Origin of the sequence: Anabaena sp. CCY 9910 (genome assembly GCF_963920875.1) — a bacterium.
Classification (GTDB): domain Bacteria; phylum Cyanobacteriota; class Cyanobacteriia; order Cyanobacteriales; family Nostocaceae; genus Trichormus; species Trichormus variabilis.
Genome location: NZ_CAWUDJ010000013.1, coordinates 90,867 through 112,889 on the forward strand (window position 1 = coordinate 90,867; position 22,023 = coordinate 112,889).

Here is a 22,023-nt window from a genome sequence, read left to right on the forward strand (position 1 = left end):
CCATGACAAATATTACATCCCACTTAGATTTCCCTAATGCCTTTTCCCTGCACCTAAGTATAGTTCAGCTACTTTGGGATCAGTTAATAACTCTTGTCCGGGGCCGGATATGGCATCACGTCCAGATTCTAGTACATAACCACGGTCTGCCATTTCTAAAGCTTTACGGGCATTTTGTTCGACTAGGATAATTGCTGTTCCCTCTTGATTGATTTGTTTAACTTGCTCAAATACTTGTGTTACTAAAATTGGCGATAAGGCAGCAGATGGTTCATCTAACACCAGCAAACTAGGTTCTAACATTAAAGCTTTGCCCATTGCCAACATCTGACGTTCTCCACCGGAGAGTGTGCCTGCGCGTTGACGACGGCGATCGCTTAATCTAGGAAACATCGCAAATATTTTGTCTTTCAATGGTTGCAGGGAATCATTGCGGATAAACGCCCCCATCTCTAAATTTTCTTCCACACTCAGGGATGGAAAGACATTGGCAATTTGCGGCACATAACACATTCCCAAGCGGACGATTTGATTCGATTTCAGTCCAGCAATATTCTTACCTTTGAAAGTAATTTTGCCTGTATGGGGTGTCAAAAGTCCAAAAATAGTTTTTGCTAAGGTAGATTTACCAGCACCATTTGGGCCAATTACTGTCACTAATTCCCCTGATTCAACTCGAAAATTCACCCCCTGCAATATGTCTACATCTTTGATGTATCCTGCATGGACGTTTTCAACTTCTAGCAGAGGAGTAAAATTTTGTGCTGAACCTGACATAAAATCCTTAATTCTGAAAATCACAAAACATAAGCTGTTACGCATTTAAATTGTATATTCCGCACTCAGGTTGTCAAAAGTCCACAGTCCAAGCTAGCCTTTGACTCTGGACTCTTGACTATGGACAGCCCTGACGCAAGAATATTGGATTTAGGTGCGTATCACCTTAGGCATTCAACCTATGTTTTACAAAAACTCAATTATAATTTATCCGAAATTAGGCAATTTTCTTCTTTTTCCCAATACATCTTGTTAAGTAGAGTCCTATTAAAGACAAAGCCCCTAAGCTAGCAGGTTCAGGAACAGTAGTTGTGCTACTGATTGTGCCAATAGCCGTCACTTGACCTCTTACCTGCTCACCATTATTACCTACCTCCCCAATGTAAAGATACAATGGGCTAGCTGTTGAGATTCTTTGGGTGAGTTGAAATAAAATTTCCCCACCTACGCCTAAACTGAGAAATCCCCTGGCTGTATTATCAGTTATGGCATTGGCATCAAAGCTACCTAGTGTAGCAATACTGTTATCAACTTCACCGTCTTTACTACCAAATAAATCGTTACCAGCAAAATAGTGGGCATAAATTGAAGTGCCAGGATCACGTTTAGTTCCAGGGGAAAAAATGGTTTGCGGTGGAGTAAAATCAAACACATCTAACCCAGGAAGGGTTTTGACATCTTCAGCATTTGTAATCAACCTGTCACTGATTTTAATTGCATCCAAATCAAAACCGCTAAATTTACCAGGAGAACCTGCGGATATACCTATAATGTCACTGATTTTAATTGCTGTAATATCAAAGCCAACCATTGAAAGATCGGCTCTATATATACTAGTTGAAGCTTTATTTAATGGATTGACATTAATTGTTCCCGCTAAAGATGTAAAACTCAGATCAAAACTAGCGGCTGTGGCGCTTTGTGACGACAGCAAGTTAATAGCTACACAGGACAAGCTGAAAACGCAGAGATGAACACTAGGTAAGATACTGAGCCTTTTCATAAATTATCGTTATCATTTCTTGATAAATACGGATGTCTACAACTCTGCCTGAAATAATAGTTTAGGGAATACTGAGGATTGAGTAGCTAGATGGCTTCTCATCTTCACAATAAATTTAGCAACCTTTCATATTGTTTTGGTATTTGATTTAGAATTCTGTACATTTACAGAAAAACAGGCAACCTTCAAGTTTGAAAGATGCCTGTTTGCTTAAGTATGTTCCCTGAATAAATAACCGAAATTACGGAGTTTTCTGCAAATCTGGTCTTTCTTCTGGCACGATCGCCTTTTCTACAGGGCATACTTGTAGACAGATACCACAATCAATGCAAGTGGAAAAATCAATCCAGTACCAATCTGTTCCCTTGACATTTTTACCAGGGCCTTCATGAATACAAGCCACTGGACAAGCATCTACGCAGTCGGCAACACCTTCACAGACATCAGTAACAATAGTGTGTGGCATATTCTCGCTCCCCTCTCTTTTTCATTGGTCATTAGTCATTGGTCATTGGTCATTGGTCAAGGGTCTGTCTTCGGTACGCTCTGCGAACGTAGAGAAGACGGCGACTGCCTCACAGCCAACAGCAATTAGTTAGGTTGCAATTATTGCTGTGGACTATTGACTCTGGACTATTGACTCACCTTTTCAATTATTAGTGATCCGTCGGCCTTGATCCAAGCGATTTGAGCAATACTGCGATCGCGGGCATATTGTTGAATAGCTGGTATATCTGTGCCACTCAAGTCTAATTCTACTCTAACTAAATCAGGAGATTCACGTAGTTTTTGAGCGTAAGCAAAAGCCGCACTATGGGCTTTTGGGTTTTCTGGCACGACTAACCAATCACTAGCCGGGGTTTCTTGTGGTAATTGCTGTGTAGTTAAAAGAACTTGGTATAAGTCTTCAATATTCAGGACAAATCCAATCCCCGGAATATTTTCCCCTTGGGGATGATACAACCCTAAAAGCTGGTCGTAGCGTCCACCACGCCCTAAAACCCTTGCTTGTGAATCGGTATTATTGACAATCTCAAAGACAAGACCAGTGTAGTAGTCTATGGTTTGAATCAGACTCAGGTCGAGAATGATCGGAAATTTACCCCCAGATTCTAATAACTCTACTAGAGACTGGAGGTTATTAACCGCCTCTTGCTGTTCTGCATCTAAATTGAGACTACTGACTTTCTGCAACACATCGGCGCTGTTTCCTCGCAAATCCAGCATGATTCTGGCACGTTCGCGCAGTTCGTCAGTTAAGGGGAGAGTGTCGATGGTAATGCGGTCAAGGTGAGCGATCGCACTACGAACTTTAGCACGTAAATTGATGGGAAAAGCATCTAAAAGCGATCGGGTGATTCCCGCTTCACCTAAAATTAAATGCCAATCTTGTAAACCCAGTGCTGTCAAACAATTACCCGCCAACAGCAACACTTCCGCATTTGCTAACAGTCCACCGACACCCAACAATTCCACACCAGCTTGATAAAACTCTTGCTGGCGATTGTGCCTATTTTCCCAGATGCGACGAAAGACGTTGGCATTGTAATAAAGGCGCTGGGGATGACGCAGATTTGTCATGCGTGTAACAACAGCACGAGCAATAGAAGCTGTCAACTCTGGACGCAATCCCAACTCTTCATCTTCAGAATTTTGTAGTTGAATCACCATCTGACGTTGAATTGCTTCACCCGCCATCAAGGTATCCATGCGTTCCAGCGTTGAGGTTATGATTCTGTGATAACCCCAACGGTGAAACACTTGTTGTAACTTATCTTCAATCCAGCGTTTTTGAGCCACATCTAAAGGTAATAAATCCCTGGCTCCCGCTGCTGGTTGATACACCATTCATCCTCCGTTATGTGATTCCCCACGCTGATTGGAACGCGGCTAGAAATATTTGTCTTCAGCACCTTGTGGTTGGTAGTGAATTTGCTAGTAGCGCGTCAATGTCAGCTCGTGTATCGTCCCATCCCGCAGGTTAGGGGCAAACTTCCCCCATTATGCAATCGCACTTAGGGTGAGTCGCTGACTATTTTTTCTTCCCACCAAACAAGCCACCAAACAAACCACCTCCAGATTTATCTGGCTGTTTATCGCCATTACTGGAAGGTGCATTGACATTAGAGCTACCAGATTGTTGACCTAGAGCCTTATCTATTTTAGGTTTCCATGTCAACGCTGTTTGATCATTGGGGTCTAATTTTAGGGCATTATCGAAATGAATTTTCGCCATTTTCAGCTTATTTTGCTTCAGATATACAAAAGCCAGCAAGCTGTGACAACGGCTACTCTTAGGAGCTATCTTCAGCGCATCTTTCAACTCTACTTCAGCTGGGGGGAATTGGTTCTTGTCAATCAAAGTTTGAGCGCGGCGTAAATACTGGTCAATAGAGGAATCTTCTTTTGGTGGTTCTGGTGGGGGTGGTGCAGAGGTGTTGCTTGGCTGAGTAGGAGTTGAGCTAACTGTGGATTTAGCGGTTGGTGCTGCTGCGGCTAGAGCTTTCCCCGCAGTCCGCATCAAGTAAACTAAATTCAACTCGCTAATTTGGGAAATGATGGGAATTGATTCTTTCAGCGAGTTATATTGAGTTTCCCCCATTTTAGCGATCGCACTTTTATAAAGTAGATCAAAATTGGGGGCAGATGCTAACTGTTTAGCTAAATCAGTAGTCAATTCAATAGAAGCCGATTCCTGTAATAAACGCTTACCTATTTGGGATAAAACAATAATGTGTTCGGAACGAGTTCGTTCTGCTGATAGAGTCTCATAAGCTGGGTTCACCAACTTTGATAATAATTCGCTAGCTAATTTTTTTTCTGTGTCGGTGACAATAGCACTGCTATCAGGGTGTAAATGGCGAGCAATTGTCAGATATCGCTTGCGGATTTCTTTATTATCCGCATCAACAGCTACACACAAGATTGCGTGATGGTCTATGAAATCATATTTAAATAATCCACGATCTATTCTCAAAGACATATAGCGGTTTTGCACCAAGGAAGGCGTAAGATTTTTTCTAGTTTACTGCGCTTGATCGGGTAAACGTCAGTGGTATACAGAAATTATTTACTACTCTTTGGTAAATCTTTATCTATTAAGGAGTCAGGAGGCAGGAGGTAGAATACAGAAGCCAGGAGGCATGGTGTAACGGACAGAAAATTTAGGTTTACCTCAGTAATTTTGCGTATAAACGATGTGAGTTAAACCGTAGCCATCGGCAATTACCAATTACCAATTATTCCCAAGCCGATAGCGGTGGCACTTGCATTAATGCCCGACTCAAATTGTCATGAATAGAACCATTGGTTGCAAGAATTCTGCCAGTGGCAATTTTTAGAGGAGTACCATCATAGGCAGTCACTTTGCCACCAGCTTCCTGTAATAGAATCACCCCAGCGACAATATCCCAAGGTGATATTCCCCGTTCCCAATAACCGTCCACACGGCCACAAGCTACATGGGCTAAATCTAAGGCTGCTGAACCGCTACGCCTTACGCCTTGGGTGAGATGAGTGAGGTGACAAAATTCCGCATAGTTATTATCTGGTGTTTCCCGGCGATCGTAGGCAAATCCAGTTACCAACAAGCTTTTACTCAATTCTGAAGTATCAGAAACCTTGATAGGACGACGATTGCGTGTTGCACCCAAACCAGCAGCCCCCCGGAATAACTCATCATGAAATGGGTCGTAAATTACGCCAACCTGGGGTACACCGTTAATTAATAACCCAATAGACACACAAAAAGCTGGGTATTGGTGCGCGTAATTAGTTGTTCCATCTAAAGGATCGATCGCCCAAAGATATTCATTATCTTGATTCCCCAACTTTCCCGATTCCTCAGCCAAAATGGAGTGTTGAGGAAAGTGGCGACGAATAATTTCTAAAACTACCGCTTCTGAAGCTTTATCGGCGGCGGTAACTAAATCACCAGGACGACCTTTTTCTGTAACTGCATCCTCTAACTTACCCAAGTAACCCTGTAAAACCGCACCCGCAGCCAAGGCGGCTTCTGTCGCAATATCGAGAAAAATTTGTAAATTTGTCATTAGTCAATAGTCAGTTGTCAATAGTCAATAGTCAATAGTCAACACTTTTCTTTTCCCCCTGCTCCCTGCTCCCTGCTCCCTGCTCCCCAGCCTCCTATGTCCTAACGATTCAGGCGACGAAACTCAGTAGGTGTTTGACGCATGGGTTTATCTGGACTCCAAATACCTTGACCCATGATTCTTGCCCATTGTTGGGCGCGTTCTAGACGCTGATCGTATTTGTGGTTAGGCGATCGCTCTACAAACAAAGCATACCCTTGTTTAACTACTTGTTCATTTAATAACTTGTCATCTTTCCACACGTAAGCCAATGTCCGACCAATTGTGTCTTTGGCTTCAATATCAAACTCCAACATTACAGGTTTGTCTAAATCGCCTATGGATTTTTCTAAAAATTCCTTAGACTGATTGCCCCAAGGACGTTGGCGCAAATCTGGTGCATCCACGCCAATTAATCGCACTTGAGAAATTAAATTTGGTTGTTCCGCCATACCCACAACTTCCAGAGTCTGGCCACTCACCACCCGCGCGATCCTGACCTGAGTTGACGTTGTGGCAGGGTTTTTGGCTTGACAACTCACCAGCAGTAACAAACAGGCAAACATGGCAAGTTTTTGCACCCAGGTGGGGAGGCGCGGGGAGTGGGGTAGCGTGCAGGTGGAGAGAAGGAAGCTTTCCCCCCTGCCCCCTGCCCCCTGCCCCCTGCCCTCTGCCCTCTGCCCCCTGCCCTCTGCACCCTGGTTCTTCATCTTGCTTTTAATCTTCATCTAAGGGTAAACCGGCTTTCACTCTTCCCTTGGCAAAATAGCGCCCAAACTGAAGCTCATAAACTTCATCTTCGTCTTGTGTTTCTACTTCCAAATCAGAACGGGCATAACTGACGCATAACAAAGCATAACCTTGACGACGCAACTCTAGGGATAGTCCCACTGCCTCTGGTTGATAAATGTCACCAGATACCACCTTGACAGCACAAGTGGTGCAAGCCCCATTGCGACAAGAAAATGGCAATTCCACCCCTTGTTGTTCGGCCGTGTGTAAGATATATCGGTCTTCTGGTACTTTTAGGGTATACTGTTTGCCAGTGGCGCGATCGCGTACTTTAACTGTGTGTGTCTCGGACATCTTGATTCGGGATTTTGATTGGGACTTTCAGATTGCTCTAAAAAATTTCTTTCTTTATCTTTGCATTTTTTAGAGTTTCAGCGTACAATAGTAAATCGTGACATCTGGAGAGATGGCCGAGTGGTTTAAGGCGCAGCACTGGAAATGCTGTAATGCGGAAACGTATTCTAGGGTTCAAATCCCTATCTCTCCGTTACTCAGCCTAGTCTAAATATATAGTTTTAGCCCAAACTCTACCAATAGTTGGGTGAAACAAATTCTTAGATATTACTAATATTTAATTTAAAACAACCGCTTGCTGGGGATTGGGAATCGGTCAAGTTTGATATTGATCACAATTCGATAGACAACCCAAACACTCTTAGAGGATGTCTAGTCAGTAGGGGCGGGTTTATGAAGATCAGTGTTAGGCGCTAATTTCCCAGATGATTGGTCACAAAATAAATATCCTCGCTCCTAACGCACCATGCGTGAGGCGGTGCGTTACGGCTAAATTTTCTTGTCTTTCAGTCCCAAATCCTTTCATAGCCGTAACACACCCTACTTAAGATTTACTTTATAAATAGTCTCTAACAACTGACAACTAACAACTAACAACTAACAACTAACAAATGAATACAACTAAAAAAATTGCTGTAGTTACTGGCGGAAACCGTGGTTTGGGATTTGAAGCCTCCCGCCAATTGGCTAAAAAGGGATACCTGGTAGTTCTCACTAGTCGGGATGAAGCTAAAGGGAAAACTGCGGCTGGAAAATTACAAGCTGAGGGTTTAGATGTGGTTGCTTATCCTCTTGATGTCACAAGTGAGAAAAGTAGTCAGCAGTTGGCTAAATTTATCCGTGATGAGTTTGGCAAAGTAGATATTTTGATTAATAATGCAGCCATATATATTGATTCCCAAACAGGTAATAACAACATTTTTCATACAAAAATAGAAACTTTACAGCAAACAATGGATACAAATGTTTATGGAGTTTTGCGAGTAACTCAGGCATTAATACCCTTAATGCAAGAACAAAACTATGGTCGAATTGTGAATGTTTCTTCCGGCGCTGGACAGTTAACTGATATGGGTTCAGGTATACCCACATATCGCATTTCCAAAACAGCCTTAAATGCACTGACGCGAATTTTTGCCAATGAATTAAAAGGGACGAATATTTTAGTTAATTCTGTGTGTCCTGGTTGGGTTAAAACTGATATGGGTGGGCAAGATGCACCACGAACCCCTGAAGAAGGAGTTGATACAATTGTCTGGCTAGCAACTCTTCCTGATGGTGGTGCGTCTGGTGGTTTCTTCCGCGATCGCCAATCAATAGATTGGTAATGAAATATGAGGAATTAAATATGATTATTAAATATATTTAAGTATTTTTAGGTTGTGCAATCCCCATAATTTTATCTATTGGCATGATTGATTGATCCCATAAATCCCCAATTATCTGTAAGTCTTAATGCAGTGGTGATCATGCTTATGAGAGACTCTAAAAACTAAATAAAAATGTGTGTCTTGATACAATACTTTTAAGATAGCTGTTATATGCTTTCTAAGCCCTTTACTTTTACCCTAATTGCGGAATTTTCCGCTTAATCAACACCAGAGTGTTGGGAATTATGACTAACTAAGTGCAGTTTGAGCTGATTAAAAGCAAGGATTGTGAAGAGAGTTAGGTTTTTTCCTCCGCCCTGGTGATTTATTTATGTGGGCTAGAGGAAAATTATAACAGCACTTTTTTGACGCACATAACCGAAAAGCTAGCCACTCACATTACAATCAATGTGCTGGAGTTACAATTTTGATAGTTTTTTCGTCCTGTGCTTACCCCCGTGTTATCAACAATCAATGTACTAAAGCAAACTACCAGTGAGGCTTGGATAGAACAAGCGATCGCTAACTTAGATATCATATTGCTTGACCACTCCCACTGCGAACGCAAAGCGGCGGGTGTGGCGTTAAATTTTATGTTTCGCTACCCATCCAATACCAAAATGGTAAGGGAATTAACAGCGATCGCCCGTGAAGAATTAGAACATTTTGAACTAGTAAATCAGTGGCTAGAACGTCGCAATATACCCCTAGCACCCCTACCCCCGCCTCCCTATGGCGCTGGCTTAAAAGCGGCTGCACGTACCAACGAACCCGAACGCTTTTTAGATTCCTTACTTGTGACTGGTTTAATCGAAGCACGAAGTCACGAACGCTTAGGCTTATTAGCGACACACTGTCCCGAACCAGAACTAGCCAAGTTTTATAAAGGTTTGATGGCCTCAGAGGCGCGACACTTTGGTACATATTGGGTTTTAGCGGCTACTTACTTTGACCGGGAAATTGTTAGTCAAAGGCTCGATGAATTAGCTATTGTTGAAAGTGAGTTACTAGAAAATTTACACCCAGAACCTAGAATTCATAGTTAGTATAATCACTCATAAATATGCAGATACAGTTAACACATATCAGGTTGCTTGTCTCCAACTACAAAGATTGTTTTTTGTTCTATCGGGATGCACTCGGATTCTTTATCGATTGGGGCGATGAAAATAGTGGTTATGCTGAGTTACATACCGGCGACTATATTAAGTTGGCTTTGTTTAGAAAAGAGTTAATGGCAGAAGCCGTTCCCAGTGCTTATCAACCTTCGGCGATTGAATGTCAGAACAAAGTAGCTTTAGTTTTCGCTGTAGATAACGTAGATGAGTTTTATTATCATCTTAAAGACCACAATGCCATTATTGTGACTCAACCTCTAGACCGTCCAGAATGGGGTTTAAGAACAGCACATTTCCGCGATCCTGATGGTAATTTAATTGAAATTTTTAGCAATATGAGCAATGTTAATTAACATTATTTGCTAGTTATTAATTGAATAGTATCTGTAGGGTGGGCAATGCCCACCAAAACCATGAGCCGGTGGGCATTGCCCAACGCCACTTGCGCCAAGCAGGGAAACCCTTTCAGCAGTTACTCCACTTGGGGAAACCCCAAGACCGTACTGCTTCACCAACGCAGTGGCTCCCCTACGTATATTTCAAAAATCAAGTATGAGTCCTATAGTTATTAATTGAATAGTGGTAATGGGTAATAGGTGATTGCTAATAATTTATGATTTATATGATGAATTAGTCCGATCGCCTCTATCGTCATAACTGCAACGACTGTTGTCTTGCATAGATAAAATCCATGCTTTGCAAGTGTCACCTGAGCTAGAATCAACAGGAGAAGCTATATGCTGGGTAAATTGGGAATAGATCCAGAAGACTTTTCTGTAAAAACCTGACCCACAAACGGTAATGAACAGCTACTATCAAGACTTCTTAATTCGTAACTGGCAAAAAGGCGATCGCACTAAAGCTGCCGCAGTCATCAGTTACGTATTATCAGAATATGGTTTAGGTTGGGAACCCAAAGGTGCAGACCGCGATGTGTTGCAAGTAGAAGAATGTTACTTAGCAACCGGAGGTGAGTTTTGGGTAATTGAACACCAAAGCCAAATAGTAGGTACTGGGGCATACTATCCTGTAAATCGCGGGGAAAAGGCTGTAGAAATCAGGAAAATGTATCTGTTACCCAGTGTTAGGGGTTTGGGTTTGGGGAAATATTTGTTACAACAGTTAGAAGCAGCGATCGCCTCTCGTGGTTTTCAAGAAATTTGGATTGAAACAGCCAGTGTTTTGGTAGAAGCAGTCAAGCTATATGAAAATCATGGCTACCAACCAGCCACGGGAGTGGAAACAGCGCGGTGCGATCGCGTCTATGTCAAATTCCTCAACTAGCTTTAAATGCCAACATGGAATCAACGCTTTCAAGGTCTGCTTGACCTGTTTTTGCAATCTAACTGTCCTCTGTGTCAAAGACCTACATCTACTGAATTGTGTCCTAACTGCACCAAACAGTTACAAAAATGCCATCACACACACCCTGATGAGTTGTGGAAACAGCCAATACCAGTATTTAGCTGGGGCTTGTATGGTGGTACTCTCAAACGAGCGATCGCACTGATGAAGTACGATAATCAACCCCAAATTGCCCGTCCTTTGGGACAATGGCTAGGAGAAACTTGGTTGTTACATTCTCTTCATCAAACAACACAAATTGTAGTTGTACCAATCCCACTCCACCCCAGTAAGCAAAAACAAAGAGGATACAATCAAGCAGCCTTAATTGCCCAAAGCTTTTGCCAAACAACTGGACTAAAATTGAAACTAAATGGTTTGGCGAGAGTGCGCGAGACAACAGCGCAGTTTGGTTTATCAGTATCTGAACGAGAAAATAACTTGGCTGAAGCTTTTGCGATTGGGCAAGATTTTCGTCATAGCTGCCCAAAAACTCCAGTATTGTTAATAGATGATATTTACACCACTGGTGCTACTGTTAAATCTGCCGTGCAGATACTTCGTCAAAATGAAATTACTGTCTTAGGGTTAGCAGCTACAGCCAGTGCTGTAAAAAATAGATACATCAAAAATTAATGGCAAGCTATCTCTGGGAAATCTATAATTAACCAAACCACCCAATTGTTGTGGGAACATCACTTACAATGATCAGTAAATTTCTGACTAAAAATTTCACAAGAATAAATATATTTCCCGCTACCTTAATGGCAATTGCCATCAGTACAACACCAGCATTTGCTCAAAGTAAGCTGTACAGTCCTATCTTGTTGACTGACTTTAAAGAACTTTCTGATTCGCTTTCAGATAAAGACATTCCCACTGGTCAGGGTGGATTTGCCCGTGACTATGCAGTCAAGCTAAATAAGGGTGATAATCTAGCAGTTGATTTATCCTCGGAAAGTTTTGACAGTATCATCACACTACTAGCACCTGATGGCTCAACGCTAGCAGAAAATGATGATGGCCCCGATGGCACTAGTAATTCCCTACTGTTTACCCGCATCAATGAAACAGGGACTTTTATTGTTCGTGTTCGGTCTTTTGGCGAAACTGGCGTAGGGCCTTTTAAACTCAAGGTGACTAAGTTGCAACCAATGAAATAAATAGCAAAATCATACTAATTTGTAATTAAGAAAGATTGGTATGAGGTGTTAATTGCAGATGTTACATCAAAAAGGCTCAAGCATTCTTGCTTGAGCCGATATTAGTAATAAGTTCTGTTCAAAAGGAGCATTAAAATTTTAGGGGGTTAAGAGGTAGAAATAACTACTTCTTCATTCCCGGTTCTCCAGTTCAAATCTATATTTTCTTAATAACGGTTACGGAAGTTGTTGTTGCTGCGATTGCCGCCAAAGGAACCCCTAGAACCGCCTCTGTCTTCTCTGGGTTTCGCCTTATTTACTTTAAGGTCGCGTCCCATCCACTCAGCACCGTCAAGTGCTTCAATTGCTGCTGTTTCTTCTGCATCACTACTCATTTCCACGAAGCCAAAGCCGCGTACACGGCCGGTTTCACGGTCTACAGGTAGCTGAACCCGCTTTACAGAACCATATTCTGCAAATACGGCGTTCAAGCTTTCTTCTGTAACGTCGTAAGAAAGATTGCCAACATAAATAGACATATTATTGTCTCCAAAATCAGAAGTGTCTAGGGATTGAGATTTCGGAGAAATGTCTGTAAATACCAAAAGGGAAAAGCCTGTCAATACTCAAAACAAACGCGGTCGCCGAATTAATTCTCATCTCTTAGTATGACATAGCAACACAAAATCAGGGGAAGTTAACAGAAAAATTTTAAATGGCTTCGATAACTAGGCGATCGTTGAGAGGTTGGACTGGACGTGCGTTTTGGGGAAACGTTTGACTAAACTGAGCTATCTGTGCAGGAGAGGCTTCGATAGGAGTTGCCATCACGCACCAGAGAACATTTTCTGAACAAGGTGGGGTTGTGAGAGAGCCAGAATAAGTAAAAAATCTGCGTTGTGCTGGGAGAAATTGAGAAACATCTATATTTATATCCGCTATTTGCTTTTCTGTTCCTTGCTTTTGAGGTATGGCATCCCAGATAATTTGCAGCGTGGGGTTAAATGCTCCTGCTTGCAAGAAAATACCCATAACGGCTAAGTCACCAGATTTACTCCGGTGAACTAAATGGAGTTCCATATCGTATAATTTTCCATCAACTCGATGTTCGCTGAAGTGATGAAAGTGGAACTGAAGTAGCTCAAATTTTTGGTGAGCATACTTAAGATAACTGCCTGGTGGATAGTTGACTTGGACGGTTTTACCGTTGTTTATTAGGTGTAATGCCGTTGGCTGATAATTGACAACTAACAAATCTTGACTGCTGCTGTGGACATCTTTCACATCTGCAATCTGCAAATCAATCGGCGTTTGTTTTCTGCCTATTTGGCAAAGCGCAAAGTCAGGGGAAAGCTCACCCCAATGCTCTGGGCCTACTTTGCCGATATATCCCCAGTTGACTGTTGTTGCCCTAGCTGGAGATGTGACACAACTGGAAAATGAGGTTCCTAAGACACTCATACCCAATAATTTCAGTAGTTGCCTTCGATGTAAAGTACTACTCATTTTCCTGCGGTTGAAACATACTGTGATATTAAACTAAACGCTGCAAACGACTGAGACGTTCTGAATAATTTCTCAGGACATTGAGAGCAAACATTGGTGTTTCTTGGACAGCGAATAAGAACCTTTTCTCATCTAAGTAAGCTAGTTGACAATCAGTTTGAGCGATCGCTGTATAATTCCGATGATTCACTCCTACTAATATACCTGTACCAAATATTTCCCCAGCCTCGATTGTTTCTATAACCTTACCATTGATCAATAAATCAACGGCTCCTTTTACAATACCGTACATATAATCACCCGCTTGTCCTTCTTCAAAGATGACCTGTCCTGCTGAAAATACTTGAGGATTGGGTTGCTTTTGAAAGATGGCGATCGTCACTACAGGATTTAACATAAGCACAAACCTAGATTTTTATTGTTAGCTCCAGCCTTTGGACAGGCAATATCAGAGCCGGGAAAATTATACTACTTTGCCTTGAAGCATCAGCCCCGGAATATTTTTATATGTATCTAACTTCAGTGTTTTTACTGTATTAAATTTGATAAGTACGGAAGCGGATTTGTGGCAATTTGGCAGTCAAAAGACTTTAAACGCTGTTATTTTTTATATATGCAAGGAGTGTAGCAGAAGTTAGCCCAATCTAACAGTTAGGCTGACTTCTGCGCCTTTACTAACATCAATGAATTTTAGATTTTAATATTTTTTATTTGCTAGTTTATGACTGTGGGTCGCAGCGAATTTCAATCATGAAGCCGTCGGGGTCGTAGAAGTAAACGCCTCTACCAGTAGGACGAGTGACGGGGCCATGAGCGATCGTAATTTGATTTTCTCGCACAACTGCCACGGCTTGCTCAAATAACCCAGGATCAATATCAAATGCTAGATGGTATGCTCTAGTAAAACTTTGTTCTGGGTCTGGGTTTGGTGGTGTTAATTCAGGTGTCCAGAATAAGTCTAGAATTGTACCGTCGGGGGTGGCGAAGTTAGCAACTTTTCCACTAGCGACAAGTTCCACCAAAGTGGCTGGTACTTCATCACCTGTGAGTTCATGTAATCCCAGGATAGTACCGTAAAAATGGCGAGAAGCCTGCATATCTTTAACATTGAGAGCAATGTGATGCACTCTCCGCAGATTACCCGGTGATAGTACGCTGTTTAGGGATTGAGGAGTAGTTACCATAGCAGCAGAAATTTCCCTACATGGATGGAAGTGTAACTATATTTTGAGAGTTTATTATCCATGATAAAAAACAATCATGGCTTTTGATTATTCTTTAGACTATAAAAATCTCGACTTTCGCCAACATCCTGAACTCTATCGAGTTGGCAAAGGTGAACAGGGTGTACTTTTAGTTGAGCCATATAAATCAGAAATTCTTCCCTACTGGCGATTTAAAACACCTGATATTGCTAGGCAATCTAGTGAAAAAATCTACGCAATTTTTCTTGATTATTTAGACAAAGATGATTTTGTTGGTGCGGACATGGCAAGAAAGTTTTTGCAAATGGGATATACGCGATCGCGCCGTTATGCTAATCATAAAAGTGGGAGGAAGTATAAGCAGCAATCTTCAGAAAAAACTCATGATAAGAGAGAAATTTTACCCTATGATGTAGACCCCCTCAAAGCTGAATCAGCAGCAATATTTAAAACTAAGTGGCTAGCAGCAAAAACAAATGATAAATATCTCCAGCTTTTAGCTAAACATAAACAAATGTACGAAATGACTTAGTTTTTTGTTGAAAAGTATCACAATTATAATTTCTGTAAAATTTGGTTTAAAATATTTTTTTTTACTAATAAAGATACAGAGGCGCAAAGAAAACAATATTCTTTATTTTTGTAACAAAACTGTGTTTAATGGCTAAACTAATTACTTCTACACAACGACTCGGCAGACAGTTGATGGACTGGTTGCTGGAAGAAGATAGACAAGAGAAAGAAGGCCCTTACCGTAAGGAAGAAGCCCACCGCAAGCATTCCTGGTGGCAGGTCATGTGTTTGACTGGCGTAGATTATTTTTCTACCCTTGGTTATCAACCAGGTATTGCGGCACTAGCAGCCGGCGCTCTTTCTCCGATAGCGACGCTGATTTTAGTTCTACTAACACTTTTTGGTGCATTGCCCATTTATCGTCGCATTGCTAGTAAAAGTCCACATGGACAAGGATCTATTGCCATGTTGGAGCATTTGCTTTCTTGGTGGCAAGGCAAATTACTCGTATTGTGCTTACTCGGTTTTGTGGCGACAGACTTCATCATTACGATTACTCTCTCGGCTGCTGATGCTACAGCCCATATCATCGAAAATCCCCTCGTCCCAAATCTATTTCATCATCAAAGCATTCCCATCACTCTTGTACTAGTAGCATTACTAGGGACGGTTTTTTTGAGAGGTTTTCGAGAAGCAATCGGTATTGCCGTCGTTTTGGTAAGCGTATATCTGCTGTTAAATTTAATTGTAATTGGCGTTGGCTTGTATCAAGTTCTCATTTACCCATCAGCGATCGCTAATTGGCAAACGGCAATTTTTGCCCGTCACTCAAATTTTTTCGTCGTCATCGGCCTATCTATGTTGTTATTCCCCAGGTTGGCACTGGGTTTATCAGGCTTTGAGACTGGCGTTACCGTTATGCCTCTGGTACAAGGTAGTAGCAGTGATACACCCCAACACCCTAGTGGACGTATTCGCAATACTCGCAAGTTACTAACGGCGGCGGCGGTAATTATGAGTTTCTTTTTGCTTACCAGCAGCTTTGTCACAACTTTGTTGATTCCCGCAGCCGAATTTGCTACAGGCGGCAAAGCCAATGGACGCGCCTTAGCTTATCTGGCACATCTATATTTAGGTAACAGCTTTGGCACAATTTATGACCTCAGCACAATTTCCATTTTGTGGTTTGCAGGTGCATCCGCAATGGCGGGACTACTCAATATTGTGCCTCGCTACTTGCCACGTTATGGTATGGCTCCCAATTGGGCATTAGCAGCAAGACCTTTAGTTTTAGTCTATACAGCGATCGCCTTTGTCGTCACAATTATCTTCCGCGCCAACGTGGAAGCCCAAGGGGGAGCTTACGCCACAGGTGTACTAGTTTTAATCAGTTCCGCCGCCTTTGCTGTCACTCTTTCTGCCCACCGTCAAAGATCCACAAAAGGCCAATTTCTGTTCGGTAGCATCACCCTAGTATTTATATATACGACTATCGTCAATATTATTGAAAGGCCGGAGGGTATTAGAATCGCTGGTTTCTTCATCAGCGCCATCATTTTTACTTCCCTAGTTTCCCGCGTTTGGCGGTCAACAGAATTGCGCGTAGAGCAAATCGAAGTTGATGAACTGGCTCATCAATTTATTGTTGAAGAAAGTCAAGGTGCAATCCGCCTGATTGCCAATCGATTGAATGATGGCGATGAACAAGAGTATTTTTTAAAAGAGACAGAGGTACGTGAAGACAATCACATTCCACCCACCGATCCCATCCTGTTCTTAGAGATTATTGTCTCCGATGCTTCCGATTTTGCCGATGTCATCAAAGTCAAAGGCGTGCAAGTCGGAGCTTATCGCATCCTCCGAGCTGAGAGTGCAGCCGTACCCAACGCCATTGCAGCTCTACTTTTATATATACGTGACCAAACAGATAAAATTCCTCACGCTTATTTCGGTTGGGTAGAAGGAAACCCCATCCAATATTTGCTACGTTTCATCCTGTTTGGTGAAGGTGATATTGCTGTAGTCACCCGTGAAGTTCTACGCCGTGCAGAAAAGAATCCCCACAGAAGACCAGCCATTCATGTTGGGGGTTAAAAGAGGGTGTGAGGGTGTGAGGGTGTAAGGGAAAGAAAGAGTTATCACTAAACCCCTAAACCCCTGTACCCCTAAACCCCTAAACCCCTATTTCCAACTTCCTGGGAACCGTCTCCAGTTGAGTAACCGTCATAGGCGGGAAGAGAAGAACCATCAGGAGTAATGTGTCATGAGTTTCTAATTGTCATCTCTCCCCGAAAAGTAAATCTTGCTCCCGTATGCTTACCCTTTTCATTCTGGTGTAACGTGGTTAACAATAGGTTGAACATATTTTAAGGGATTCAACCTTATGCCGAGAACTCCAAACGAATACGCCGTACACATGATGCTGGAAAGTGGTCATCGAGAAGAAGTACGGTTTCCCACTATTCAGGAATTCCAAAAATGGTATAGTGGCGAACTAGTACCCAAATCTGGTTCTAGTGACTTTATTAGCGTACCCATCAAGAATATTCAAGGGGAGTATATGGTTGTGCGCCCTTCCCGGATTGTAGCGATCCGAGTAGAACCTGTTTTTAGTTCTAGTGTTGAAAGATTCAACTAAATGATGAGAAAAACCCTTGCTTTGTTTTCCTTGAGTCTGGGAATTGCTTTGGTAAATCCGATCGCAGTAGCCCAGGTGATTGATGTCCCGTCACCACTCCCTAGCAATCCTGAACTACCTTCGCCTGTAACTCGGACTCCCCTGAAACTTGTGGAAATTGGTAACAGTTGTGTTACACAAAATCCTTGTTTGGGTTTCGATGAGCAAATTTTTGGTGTAGGTAGAGCAAGTGACCGCAAAGCGCTATTAGCGTCAATTGACAATAGTCTGCGTTACTTACAAACGAATACCGCCAAACGAATTTATCAGAATTATCCAGTTAGAGGAATCACGCTGGATCGGGTACGGCGGAGTTTATTACGTTTCCGTCAACTAGTTGTCAATTCTAAAACTCCAGCCCAACTGCAAGCTGCGGTGCGACGAGAGTTTGCTTTTTACCAGTCTGTAGGTAATGACGGCAAGGGTACTGTTAAGTTTACTTCTTACTATCAACCAGTTTATAGAGCTAGTCGTGTCAGAACTTCTGTATATAAATATCCTGTATATCGCTTACCATCTAACTTCAAGCAATGGTCTAAACCACACCCGACAAGATTAGAACTGGAAGGTGAAGACGGTTTACAAGGGGATAATAGCCCATTGCGTGGTTCAGAATTGCTCTGGTTTAGCGATCGCCTAGATGCGTACTTTGTACAAATTCAAGGTTCTGCCCAAATTCAATTAACTAATGGACAACGAACTGCGATCGGTTATGCAGGTGGAACCGATTACCCTTGGACTAGTATTGGGCGAGAACTGGCTAAAGATGGCAAACTTCCCTTGTCGGGGATGACACTACCAAAAATGATCAGTTTCTTCCGCCAACAACCAGAGGAGTTAAATAACTACTTACCACGTTGGGAAAGATTTGTTTTCTTCCAAGAAACTGGCAGTAGACCAGCCACTGGTAGTATAAACGTACCAGTAACAGCAGAACGTTCTATTGCCACAGACAAATCTTTAATGCCTCCGGGCGCACTGGCACTTGTTCATACTTCTATTCCCTTTCCCTCAGATGATGGTGGAAGAATGGAGTATCGCACTGTCAGCCGCTATGTATTAGATCAAGATACTGGTAATGCCATCAAAGGCCCAGGGAGAGTAGATTACTTCATGGGAACAGGGAAACAAGCAGGCGATCGCGCAGGTGTGACAGGCGGTCATGGTTCACTCTATTATTTGTTGTTGAGGAAATAGACCAAAAAACAGGGAGTAGGGGAACAACTCAACACTCACAATTCCCTACTCCCCATTTTCCATTCTCCACTTTCACACATTCAAATAGATGTAAGCCCAACTGCTGAGACAGTTCTTCACACACCTTCACTCCTCGCACACTGTTACCTCGAATATCTAAAGGTGGAGAAAACACTGCAATTCCCATCTGATTGGGGACAACTGCCATAATTCCCCCACAAACACCACTTTTTGCCGGAATACCGACTTTATAAGCCCACTCTCCCGCAAAGTTGTACATCCCGCAGGTGTACATGACGCTGAGGATATCTTTTATATATCTACTATTTACCGCTTGTTCTCCTGTGACTGGATTCACCCCTCTGTTCGCCAAGGTGGCGGCCATCACGGCCAGGTCGTGACAGTTAACCATCACAGCACATTGCTGAAAATATAGGTCTAATGCTTCTTCTAGATTTCTATCTATCATGCCAAAGTTGAGCATGAGATGTGCCATCGCCCGATTACGGTGTCCTGTACTGCGTTCGGAGGTAAATACAGAAATATCAACAAATACATCATGACCAATATATCGGCGAAACATTTCCAGCAATCGATTGAGGCGTTCCGTTGCTCCAGCACCTTTGATTAAACTGGTGGTGGCGATCGCCCCAGCATTTACCATTGGGTTATACGGTCGCTTCGATTGCTCATCTAAAATAATCGAGTTAAATGCTTCACCCGTTGGTTCTACACCAACTCTAGTCAACACATAATCCCGTCCATGATCTTCTAGTGCTAGTCCGTAGGCGAAAACTTTAGAAATAGACTGGATAGTAAATAGTTGTTGATAATCTCCTACCTGATAAACCTGACCGTCCACTGTAACGATGGAAATACTAAACAGGTCTGGATTGACTTTGGCTAGTTCTGGTATGTAGTTCGCTACTATCCCTTCTTTCAGTGACTTGTATTTAGAATGCAAATCGTTGATCACCGTTAATAGGGGAGAGGGACGTATTTCTAAATCTCCTTGATTGGCTTGATCGCTCATCAGCTAATAGCTTGCTCTCAAAAATTGCGTTTTATTAAGTAATTTGGGGCTTTTGGAGTAAAAGTTATATTTTATACATTGATAAGTTGCTCTACTCAAACTAACGCCCAGTTTTTCATTATCTCACTATATAATTCAGGTTTTACTTAAAAATAAATAAGCTACAAATGTCAGCAGTTTTTTTTACTTAGCTTTACTGTGGTCAATTGTCATCGGCATCACGTTTTTTTACTAATTTGAGAGTAGTATTACATATCTATGTATCATAAAAATTAACTGAGGATAAATACTCATGAGTATTTGTCCCTAAAATATTTATCTCTGTAACTGTTGACATATATCAGGTGTAAGCTAATATAAAGGGAATATAAACATAATTTGGCTCAGTAGGTTTAACATTACTGTTTTGTATTATAATTGATTATTATAATCCCTATCAGATAAATTGATAAGTATAAGAAAAGACTTATCGCCTAAGCAATAGTACTTCCATCTATGGCAATTTCTAGGGCAATTTTTAGCCAGGAAATTGTTAAGTTTTGTTAAGAAAAACTTGGTAGATCGAAAAAAACGCTACATGGGCAAAATCCGCATTTGAACAAGGTTTCAAGCTTATTATCAGAAAACAAATTTGGGAAAAGCGCCGATCCCTACGATAAAACCCTGATCCCCAACGCCAGAAGTTCATGTTAGTCTGATGCGAGTTATAAAACGGAAAGTGAAAGCGGAACGAGTTTGCATTTTTAGGAGTTGCCACTAAAAGTGAAGCAAATTCTTATGAGTTAACAAAACTGCTGTTCTACAGTCGCTTTAAAAATCGGACGCATGAATCAAAGACATTTGTGGACTATTGTTGCCCTATCTGTAACTGTTTTGGGTACGCCCGCAGTCGGTCGGACTCAAACTACTAAAGCTACAGCACCAGCTGAGCAAATTCTAGCTAGTGATGTAGTCAAGGTAGGAGAGTTTCAATCATCAGAAGGGAAAAGAACCTCGGATGCTGTGATTACGAGCATTCATCCCCATAATCTTGGAGGTCGTAGGGCGGCAACCCTATTTATTCGGAAAATTCCAGTTCTCACCTTTGTAAGTTCTAACCCAGTTGCCAGCGTGGAGACAAAAGTAGGAGCAATTGGAGATACTGAGGGCGTGCGATCGTACGCCCTTAATACTGAGAAATCAGTTCAGGTGGCAAGTCTGGGGAATTTAGCGGATGCCAGAATCCAGAACCGTTCGCAAAATGACGATCCAGTTAAAAGAGCTAGTTTAGTAGCAGCAAAAATCAACCAGCTCATCAGAAATAATGTCAAGGCTGACCAGATTACCGTAAGTTGGAAGGGCGAAGACTCTTCATTAGTTGCCTCTCAATCTCAAAATAAAAGTTCTTCCAATCAACAAAAGTTAGAGCGTTATACCATCAAATTCAATAATCAAGAATTGGTGGAAATTAATCAAAACACAAGGCTAGCAGATTCCACCAACAATCTTGCTAACGATGCGCTGCAAGCAACTAATCGTCTGCGGAGACTTTTAGGTAATGCTTCGCCTCTCAAAGAAATCGCTAATTTACCAGCACGCTCACCAAAACGTTCCTCAAACCCTATAGCAAATCTGCCGCAGCGAATTGCTAGCAGTATCAGACTTAGTTTCCAAGGGATAGCTTCCTTTTATGGACATGGAGATGGGTTTGCTGGCAAACCAACCGCTACTGGTGAGAGATTTAATCCAGAAGCCATGACGGCTGCTCATCGTAGCTTACCTTTCGGCACAAGAGTCCGTGTTACCAATACCCGTAATGGTCGTTCTGTAGTGGTGCGTATCAACGACCGGGGGCCATTTACTCGTGGCCGAGTGATTGATTTATCCACAGGTGCAGCCAGACTGCTAGGAATGATTGGTAGTGGTGTTGCACCAGTAAGGATTGAAGTTTTGGGAAGATAGGGATTAGGGACTGGGAAAAG

The 22,023-nt window shown here is 42.1% G+C and carries 25 protein-coding genes and 1 tRNA gene; 13 read left to right on the forward strand and 13 right to left on the reverse strand.

Annotated features, from left to right (window positions below):
- Positions 1 to 33: 33 nt before the first annotated feature.
- The 8 genes from ACM5QX_RS12465 to ACM5QX_RS12500 form a co-directional block, all read right to left on the reverse strand.
- Entirely contained in the window at positions 34 to 777 is a 744-nt protein-coding gene (locus ACM5QX_RS12465) for an ABC transporter ATP-binding protein (protein WP_190567144.1), read from the reverse strand.
- 217 nt (positions 778 to 994) lie between these two features.
- Entirely contained in the window at positions 995 to 1,780 is a 786-nt protein-coding gene (locus ACM5QX_RS12470) for a PEP-CTERM sorting domain-containing protein (protein WP_414753783.1), read from the reverse strand.
- 241 nt (positions 1,781 to 2,021) lie between these two features.
- A complete protein-coding gene (locus ACM5QX_RS12475) occupies positions 2,022 to 2,246 on the reverse strand; it encodes an indolepyruvate ferredoxin oxidoreductase subunit alpha (protein ID WP_010997065.1) in 225 nt (74 codons plus the stop codon).
- Between the two features lie 167 nt (positions 2,247 to 2,413).
- Positions 2,414 to 3,628, reverse strand: a complete 1,215-nt coding sequence (locus ACM5QX_RS12480; protein ID WP_414753784.1) for an ATP phosphoribosyltransferase regulatory subunit — start codon at positions 3,626 to 3,628, stop codon at positions 2,414 to 2,416.
- A gap of 184 nt (positions 3,629 to 3,812) precedes the next feature.
- Complete coding sequence (locus tag ACM5QX_RS12485) at positions 3,813 to 4,763, reverse strand: J domain-containing protein (protein ID WP_414753785.1); 951 nt, start codon at positions 4,761 to 4,763, stop codon at positions 3,813 to 3,815.
- Positions 4,764 to 5,019: 256 nt separating this feature from the next.
- The gene (locus tag ACM5QX_RS12490; RefSeq protein ID WP_414753786.1) at positions 5,020 to 5,832 is read right to left on the reverse strand and encodes an inositol monophosphatase family protein; all 813 of its coding nucleotides are present in this window, start codon (positions 5,830 to 5,832) and stop codon (positions 5,020 to 5,022) included.
- A 101-nt stretch (positions 5,833 to 5,933) separates the two neighbouring features.
- Positions 5,934 to 6,599: a thermonuclease family protein gene (locus ACM5QX_RS12495; RefSeq protein ID WP_414753787.1), complete on the reverse strand. Its 666-nt coding sequence runs from the start codon at positions 6,597 to 6,599 to the stop codon at positions 5,934 to 5,936.
- Positions 6,589 to 6,957 (reverse strand): 2Fe-2S iron-sulfur cluster-binding protein, encoded by a 369-nt coding sequence (locus ACM5QX_RS12500; protein ID WP_011317833.1) that lies wholly within the window; start codon positions 6,955 to 6,957, stop codon positions 6,589 to 6,591. The genes ACM5QX_RS12495 and ACM5QX_RS12500 overlap by 11 nt, the downstream gene beginning before the upstream one ends.
- Before the next feature lie 106 nt (positions 6,958 to 7,063).
- Here ACM5QX_RS12500 and ACM5QX_RS12505 point away from each other — a divergent pair.
- The 8 genes from ACM5QX_RS12505 (at position 7,064) to ACM5QX_RS12540 (ending at position 11,952) form a co-directional block, all read left to right on the forward strand.
- Positions 7,064 to 7,150 (forward strand) — tRNA-Ser (locus ACM5QX_RS12505).
- 418 nt (positions 7,151 to 7,568) lie between these two features.
- Positions 7,569 to 8,285 carry an SDR family oxidoreductase gene (locus ACM5QX_RS12510; RefSeq protein WP_414753788.1) on the forward strand — a complete coding sequence of 239 codons (717 nt, stop codon included), beginning with the start codon at positions 7,569 to 7,571 and terminating at the stop codon, positions 8,283 to 8,285.
- Positions 8,286 to 8,773: 488 nt separating this feature from the next.
- Positions 8,774 to 9,373 (forward strand): tRNA-(ms[2]io[6]A)-hydroxylase, encoded by a 600-nt coding sequence (locus ACM5QX_RS12515; RefSeq protein ID WP_414753789.1) that lies wholly within the window; start codon positions 8,774 to 8,776, stop codon positions 9,371 to 9,373.
- 17 nt (positions 9,374 to 9,390) lie between these two features.
- Positions 9,391 to 9,798: a VOC family protein gene (locus ACM5QX_RS12520; RefSeq protein ID WP_414753790.1), complete on the forward strand. Its 408-nt coding sequence runs from the start codon at positions 9,391 to 9,393 to the stop codon at positions 9,796 to 9,798.
- A 38-nt stretch (positions 9,799 to 9,836) separates the two neighbouring features.
- On the forward strand, positions 9,837 to 10,001 hold the full coding sequence (locus tag ACM5QX_RS12525; RefSeq protein WP_414753791.1) for a hypothetical protein: 165 nt from the start codon (positions 9,837 to 9,839) through the stop codon (positions 9,999 to 10,001).
- Between the two features lie 245 nt (positions 10,002 to 10,246).
- Positions 10,247 to 10,729, forward strand: a complete 483-nt coding sequence (locus tag ACM5QX_RS12530; RefSeq protein ID WP_011317829.1) for a GNAT family N-acetyltransferase — start codon at positions 10,247 to 10,249, stop codon at positions 10,727 to 10,729.
- Between the two features lie 6 nt (positions 10,730 to 10,735).
- The gene (locus tag ACM5QX_RS12535; RefSeq protein ID WP_414753792.1) at positions 10,736 to 11,425 is read left to right on the forward strand and encodes a ComF family protein; all 690 of its coding nucleotides are present in this window, start codon (positions 10,736 to 10,738) and stop codon (positions 11,423 to 11,425) included.
- A gap of 128 nt (positions 11,426 to 11,553) precedes the next feature.
- Entirely contained in the window at positions 11,554 to 11,952 is a 399-nt protein-coding gene (locus ACM5QX_RS12540; protein ID WP_414753820.1) for a PPC domain-containing protein, read from the forward strand.
- Positions 11,953 to 12,158: 206 nt separating this feature from the next.
- On the opposite strand, the gene ACM5QX_RS12545 is transcribed toward ACM5QX_RS12540, so the two are convergent.
- The 4 genes from ACM5QX_RS12545 to ACM5QX_RS12560 all read right to left on the reverse strand — a co-directional run bounded on the left by ACM5QX_RS12545 (position 12,159) and on the right by ACM5QX_RS12560 (position 14,621).
- A complete protein-coding gene (locus ACM5QX_RS12545) occupies positions 12,159 to 12,470 on the reverse strand; it encodes an RNA recognition motif domain-containing protein (protein WP_190567096.1) in 312 nt (103 codons plus the stop codon).
- Positions 12,471 to 12,642: 172 nt separating this feature from the next.
- Positions 12,643 to 13,437, reverse strand: coding sequence for a carbonic anhydrase (locus ACM5QX_RS12550; RefSeq protein ID WP_011317826.1), 795 nt, complete (start codon positions 13,435 to 13,437; stop codon positions 12,643 to 12,645).
- A gap of 28 nt (positions 13,438 to 13,465) precedes the next feature.
- A complete protein-coding gene (locus ACM5QX_RS12555; RefSeq protein ID WP_011317825.1) occupies positions 13,466 to 13,834 on the reverse strand; it encodes a Crp/Fnr family transcriptional regulator in 369 nt (122 codons plus the stop codon).
- A gap of 322 nt (positions 13,835 to 14,156) precedes the next feature.
- A complete protein-coding gene (locus tag ACM5QX_RS12560; protein ID WP_414753793.1) occupies positions 14,157 to 14,621 on the reverse strand; it encodes a VOC family protein in 465 nt (154 codons plus the stop codon).
- Between the two features lie 76 nt (positions 14,622 to 14,697).
- Here ACM5QX_RS12560 and ACM5QX_RS12565 point away from each other — a divergent pair, with 76 nt between their 5' ends.
- The 4 genes from ACM5QX_RS12565 to ACM5QX_RS12580 all read left to right on the forward strand — a co-directional run bounded on the left by ACM5QX_RS12565 (position 14,698) and on the right by ACM5QX_RS12580 (position 19,029).
- Complete coding sequence (locus ACM5QX_RS12565; RefSeq protein ID WP_414753794.1) at positions 14,698 to 15,174, forward strand: DUF4385 domain-containing protein; 477 nt, start codon at positions 14,698 to 14,700, stop codon at positions 15,172 to 15,174.
- 128 nt (positions 15,175 to 15,302) lie between these two features.
- A complete protein-coding gene (locus ACM5QX_RS12570; protein WP_414753795.1) occupies positions 15,303 to 17,249 on the forward strand; it encodes an amino acid transporter in 1,947 nt (648 codons plus the stop codon).
- 289 nt (positions 17,250 to 17,538) lie between these two features.
- A complete protein-coding gene (locus ACM5QX_RS12575; protein ID WP_010997083.1) occupies positions 17,539 to 17,793 on the forward strand; it encodes a hypothetical protein in 255 nt (84 codons plus the stop codon).
- Positions 17,794 to 19,029 carry a murein transglycosylase A gene (locus ACM5QX_RS12580; protein WP_414753796.1) on the forward strand — a complete coding sequence of 412 codons (1,236 nt, stop codon included), beginning with the start codon at positions 17,794 to 17,796 and terminating at the stop codon, positions 19,027 to 19,029.
- A 28-nt stretch (positions 19,030 to 19,057) separates the two neighbouring features.
- On the opposite strand, the gene glsA is transcribed toward ACM5QX_RS12580, so the two are convergent.
- On the reverse strand, positions 19,058 to 20,062 hold the full coding sequence (gene glsA / locus ACM5QX_RS12585; protein WP_414753798.1) for a glutaminase A: 1,005 nt from the start codon (positions 20,060 to 20,062) through the stop codon (positions 19,058 to 19,060).
- A gap of 825 nt (positions 20,063 to 20,887) precedes the next feature.
- Between glsA and ACM5QX_RS12590 the strand changes: the two genes are divergently transcribed.
- Complete coding sequence (locus ACM5QX_RS12590) at positions 20,888 to 22,003, forward strand: septal ring lytic transglycosylase RlpA family protein (RefSeq protein ID WP_414753799.1); 1,116 nt, start codon at positions 20,888 to 20,890, stop codon at positions 22,001 to 22,003.
- The last annotated feature ends 20 nt before the right edge of the window (positions 22,004 to 22,023 follow it).

What these genes read in the sequence shown, in the direction of transcription:
- ACM5QX_RS12465 (WP_190567144.1), bottom strand. Translation starts at nt 777, where the DNA reads ATGTCAGGTTCAGCACAAAATTTTACTCCTCTGCTAGAAGTTGAAAAC.
- ACM5QX_RS12470 (WP_414753783.1), bottom strand. Translation starts at nt 1,780, where the DNA reads ATGAAAAGGCTCAGTATCTTACCTAGTGTTCATCTCTGCGTTTTCAGC.
- ACM5QX_RS12475 (WP_010997065.1), bottom strand. Translation starts at nt 2,246, where the DNA reads ATGCCACACACTATTGTTACTGATGTCTGTGAAGGTGTTGCCGACTGC.
- ACM5QX_RS12480 (WP_414753784.1), bottom strand. Translation starts at nt 3,628, where the DNA reads ATGGTGTATCAACCAGCAGCGGGAGCCAGGGATTTATTACCTTTAGAT.
- ACM5QX_RS12485 (WP_414753785.1), bottom strand. Translation starts at nt 4,763, where the DNA reads ATGTCTTTGAGAATAGATCGTGGATTATTTAAATATGATTTCATAGAC.
- ACM5QX_RS12490 (WP_414753786.1), bottom strand. Translation starts at nt 5,832, where the DNA reads ATGACAAATTTACAAATTTTTCTCGATATTGCGACAGAAGCCGCCTTG.
- ACM5QX_RS12495 (WP_414753787.1), bottom strand. Translation starts at nt 6,599, where the DNA reads ATGAAGATTAAAAGCAAGATGAAGAACCAGGGTGCAGAGGGCAGGGGG.
- ACM5QX_RS12500 (WP_011317833.1), bottom strand. Translation starts at nt 6,957, where the DNA reads ATGTCCGAGACACACACAGTTAAAGTACGCGATCGCGCCACTGGCAAA.
- ACM5QX_RS12510 (WP_414753788.1), top strand. Translation starts at nt 7,569, where the DNA reads ATGAATACAACTAAAAAAATTGCTGTAGTTACTGGCGGAAACCGTGGT.
- ACM5QX_RS12520 (WP_414753790.1), top strand. Translation starts at nt 9,391, where the DNA reads ATGCAGATACAGTTAACACATATCAGGTTGCTTGTCTCCAACTACAAA.
- ACM5QX_RS12530 (WP_011317829.1), top strand. Translation starts at nt 10,247, where the DNA reads ATGAACAGCTACTATCAAGACTTCTTAATTCGTAACTGGCAAAAAGGC.
- ACM5QX_RS12535 (WP_414753792.1), top strand. Translation starts at nt 10,736, where the DNA reads ATGCCAACATGGAATCAACGCTTTCAAGGTCTGCTTGACCTGTTTTTG.
- ACM5QX_RS12540 (WP_414753820.1), top strand. Translation starts at nt 11,554, where the DNA reads ATGGCAATTGCCATCAGTACAACACCAGCATTTGCTCAAAGTAAGCTG.
- ACM5QX_RS12545 (WP_190567096.1), bottom strand. Translation starts at nt 12,470, where the DNA reads ATGTCTATTTATGTTGGCAATCTTTCTTACGACGTTACAGAAGAAAGC.
- ACM5QX_RS12550 (WP_011317826.1), bottom strand. Translation starts at nt 13,437, where the DNA reads ATGAGTAGTACTTTACATCGAAGGCAACTACTGAAATTATTGGGTATG.
- ACM5QX_RS12555 (WP_011317825.1), bottom strand. Translation starts at nt 13,834, where the DNA reads ATGTTAAATCCTGTAGTGACGATCGCCATCTTTCAAAAGCAACCCAAT.
- ACM5QX_RS12560 (WP_414753793.1), bottom strand. Translation starts at nt 14,621, where the DNA reads ATGGTAACTACTCCTCAATCCCTAAACAGCGTACTATCACCGGGTAAT.
- ACM5QX_RS12565 (WP_414753794.1), top strand. Translation starts at nt 14,698, where the DNA reads ATGGCTTTTGATTATTCTTTAGACTATAAAAATCTCGACTTTCGCCAA.
- ACM5QX_RS12570 (WP_414753795.1), top strand. Translation starts at nt 15,303, where the DNA reads ATGGCTAAACTAATTACTTCTACACAACGACTCGGCAGACAGTTGATG.
- ACM5QX_RS12575 (WP_010997083.1), top strand. Translation starts at nt 17,539, where the DNA reads ATGCCGAGAACTCCAAACGAATACGCCGTACACATGATGCTGGAAAGT.
- ACM5QX_RS12580 (WP_414753796.1), top strand. Translation starts at nt 17,794, where the DNA reads ATGATGAGAAAAACCCTTGCTTTGTTTTCCTTGAGTCTGGGAATTGCT.
- glsA (WP_414753798.1), bottom strand. Translation starts at nt 20,062, where the DNA reads ATGAGCGATCAAGCCAATCAAGGAGATTTAGAAATACGTCCCTCTCCC.
- ACM5QX_RS12590 (WP_414753799.1), top strand. Translation starts at nt 20,888, where the DNA reads ATGAATCAAAGACATTTGTGGACTATTGTTGCCCTATCTGTAACTGTT.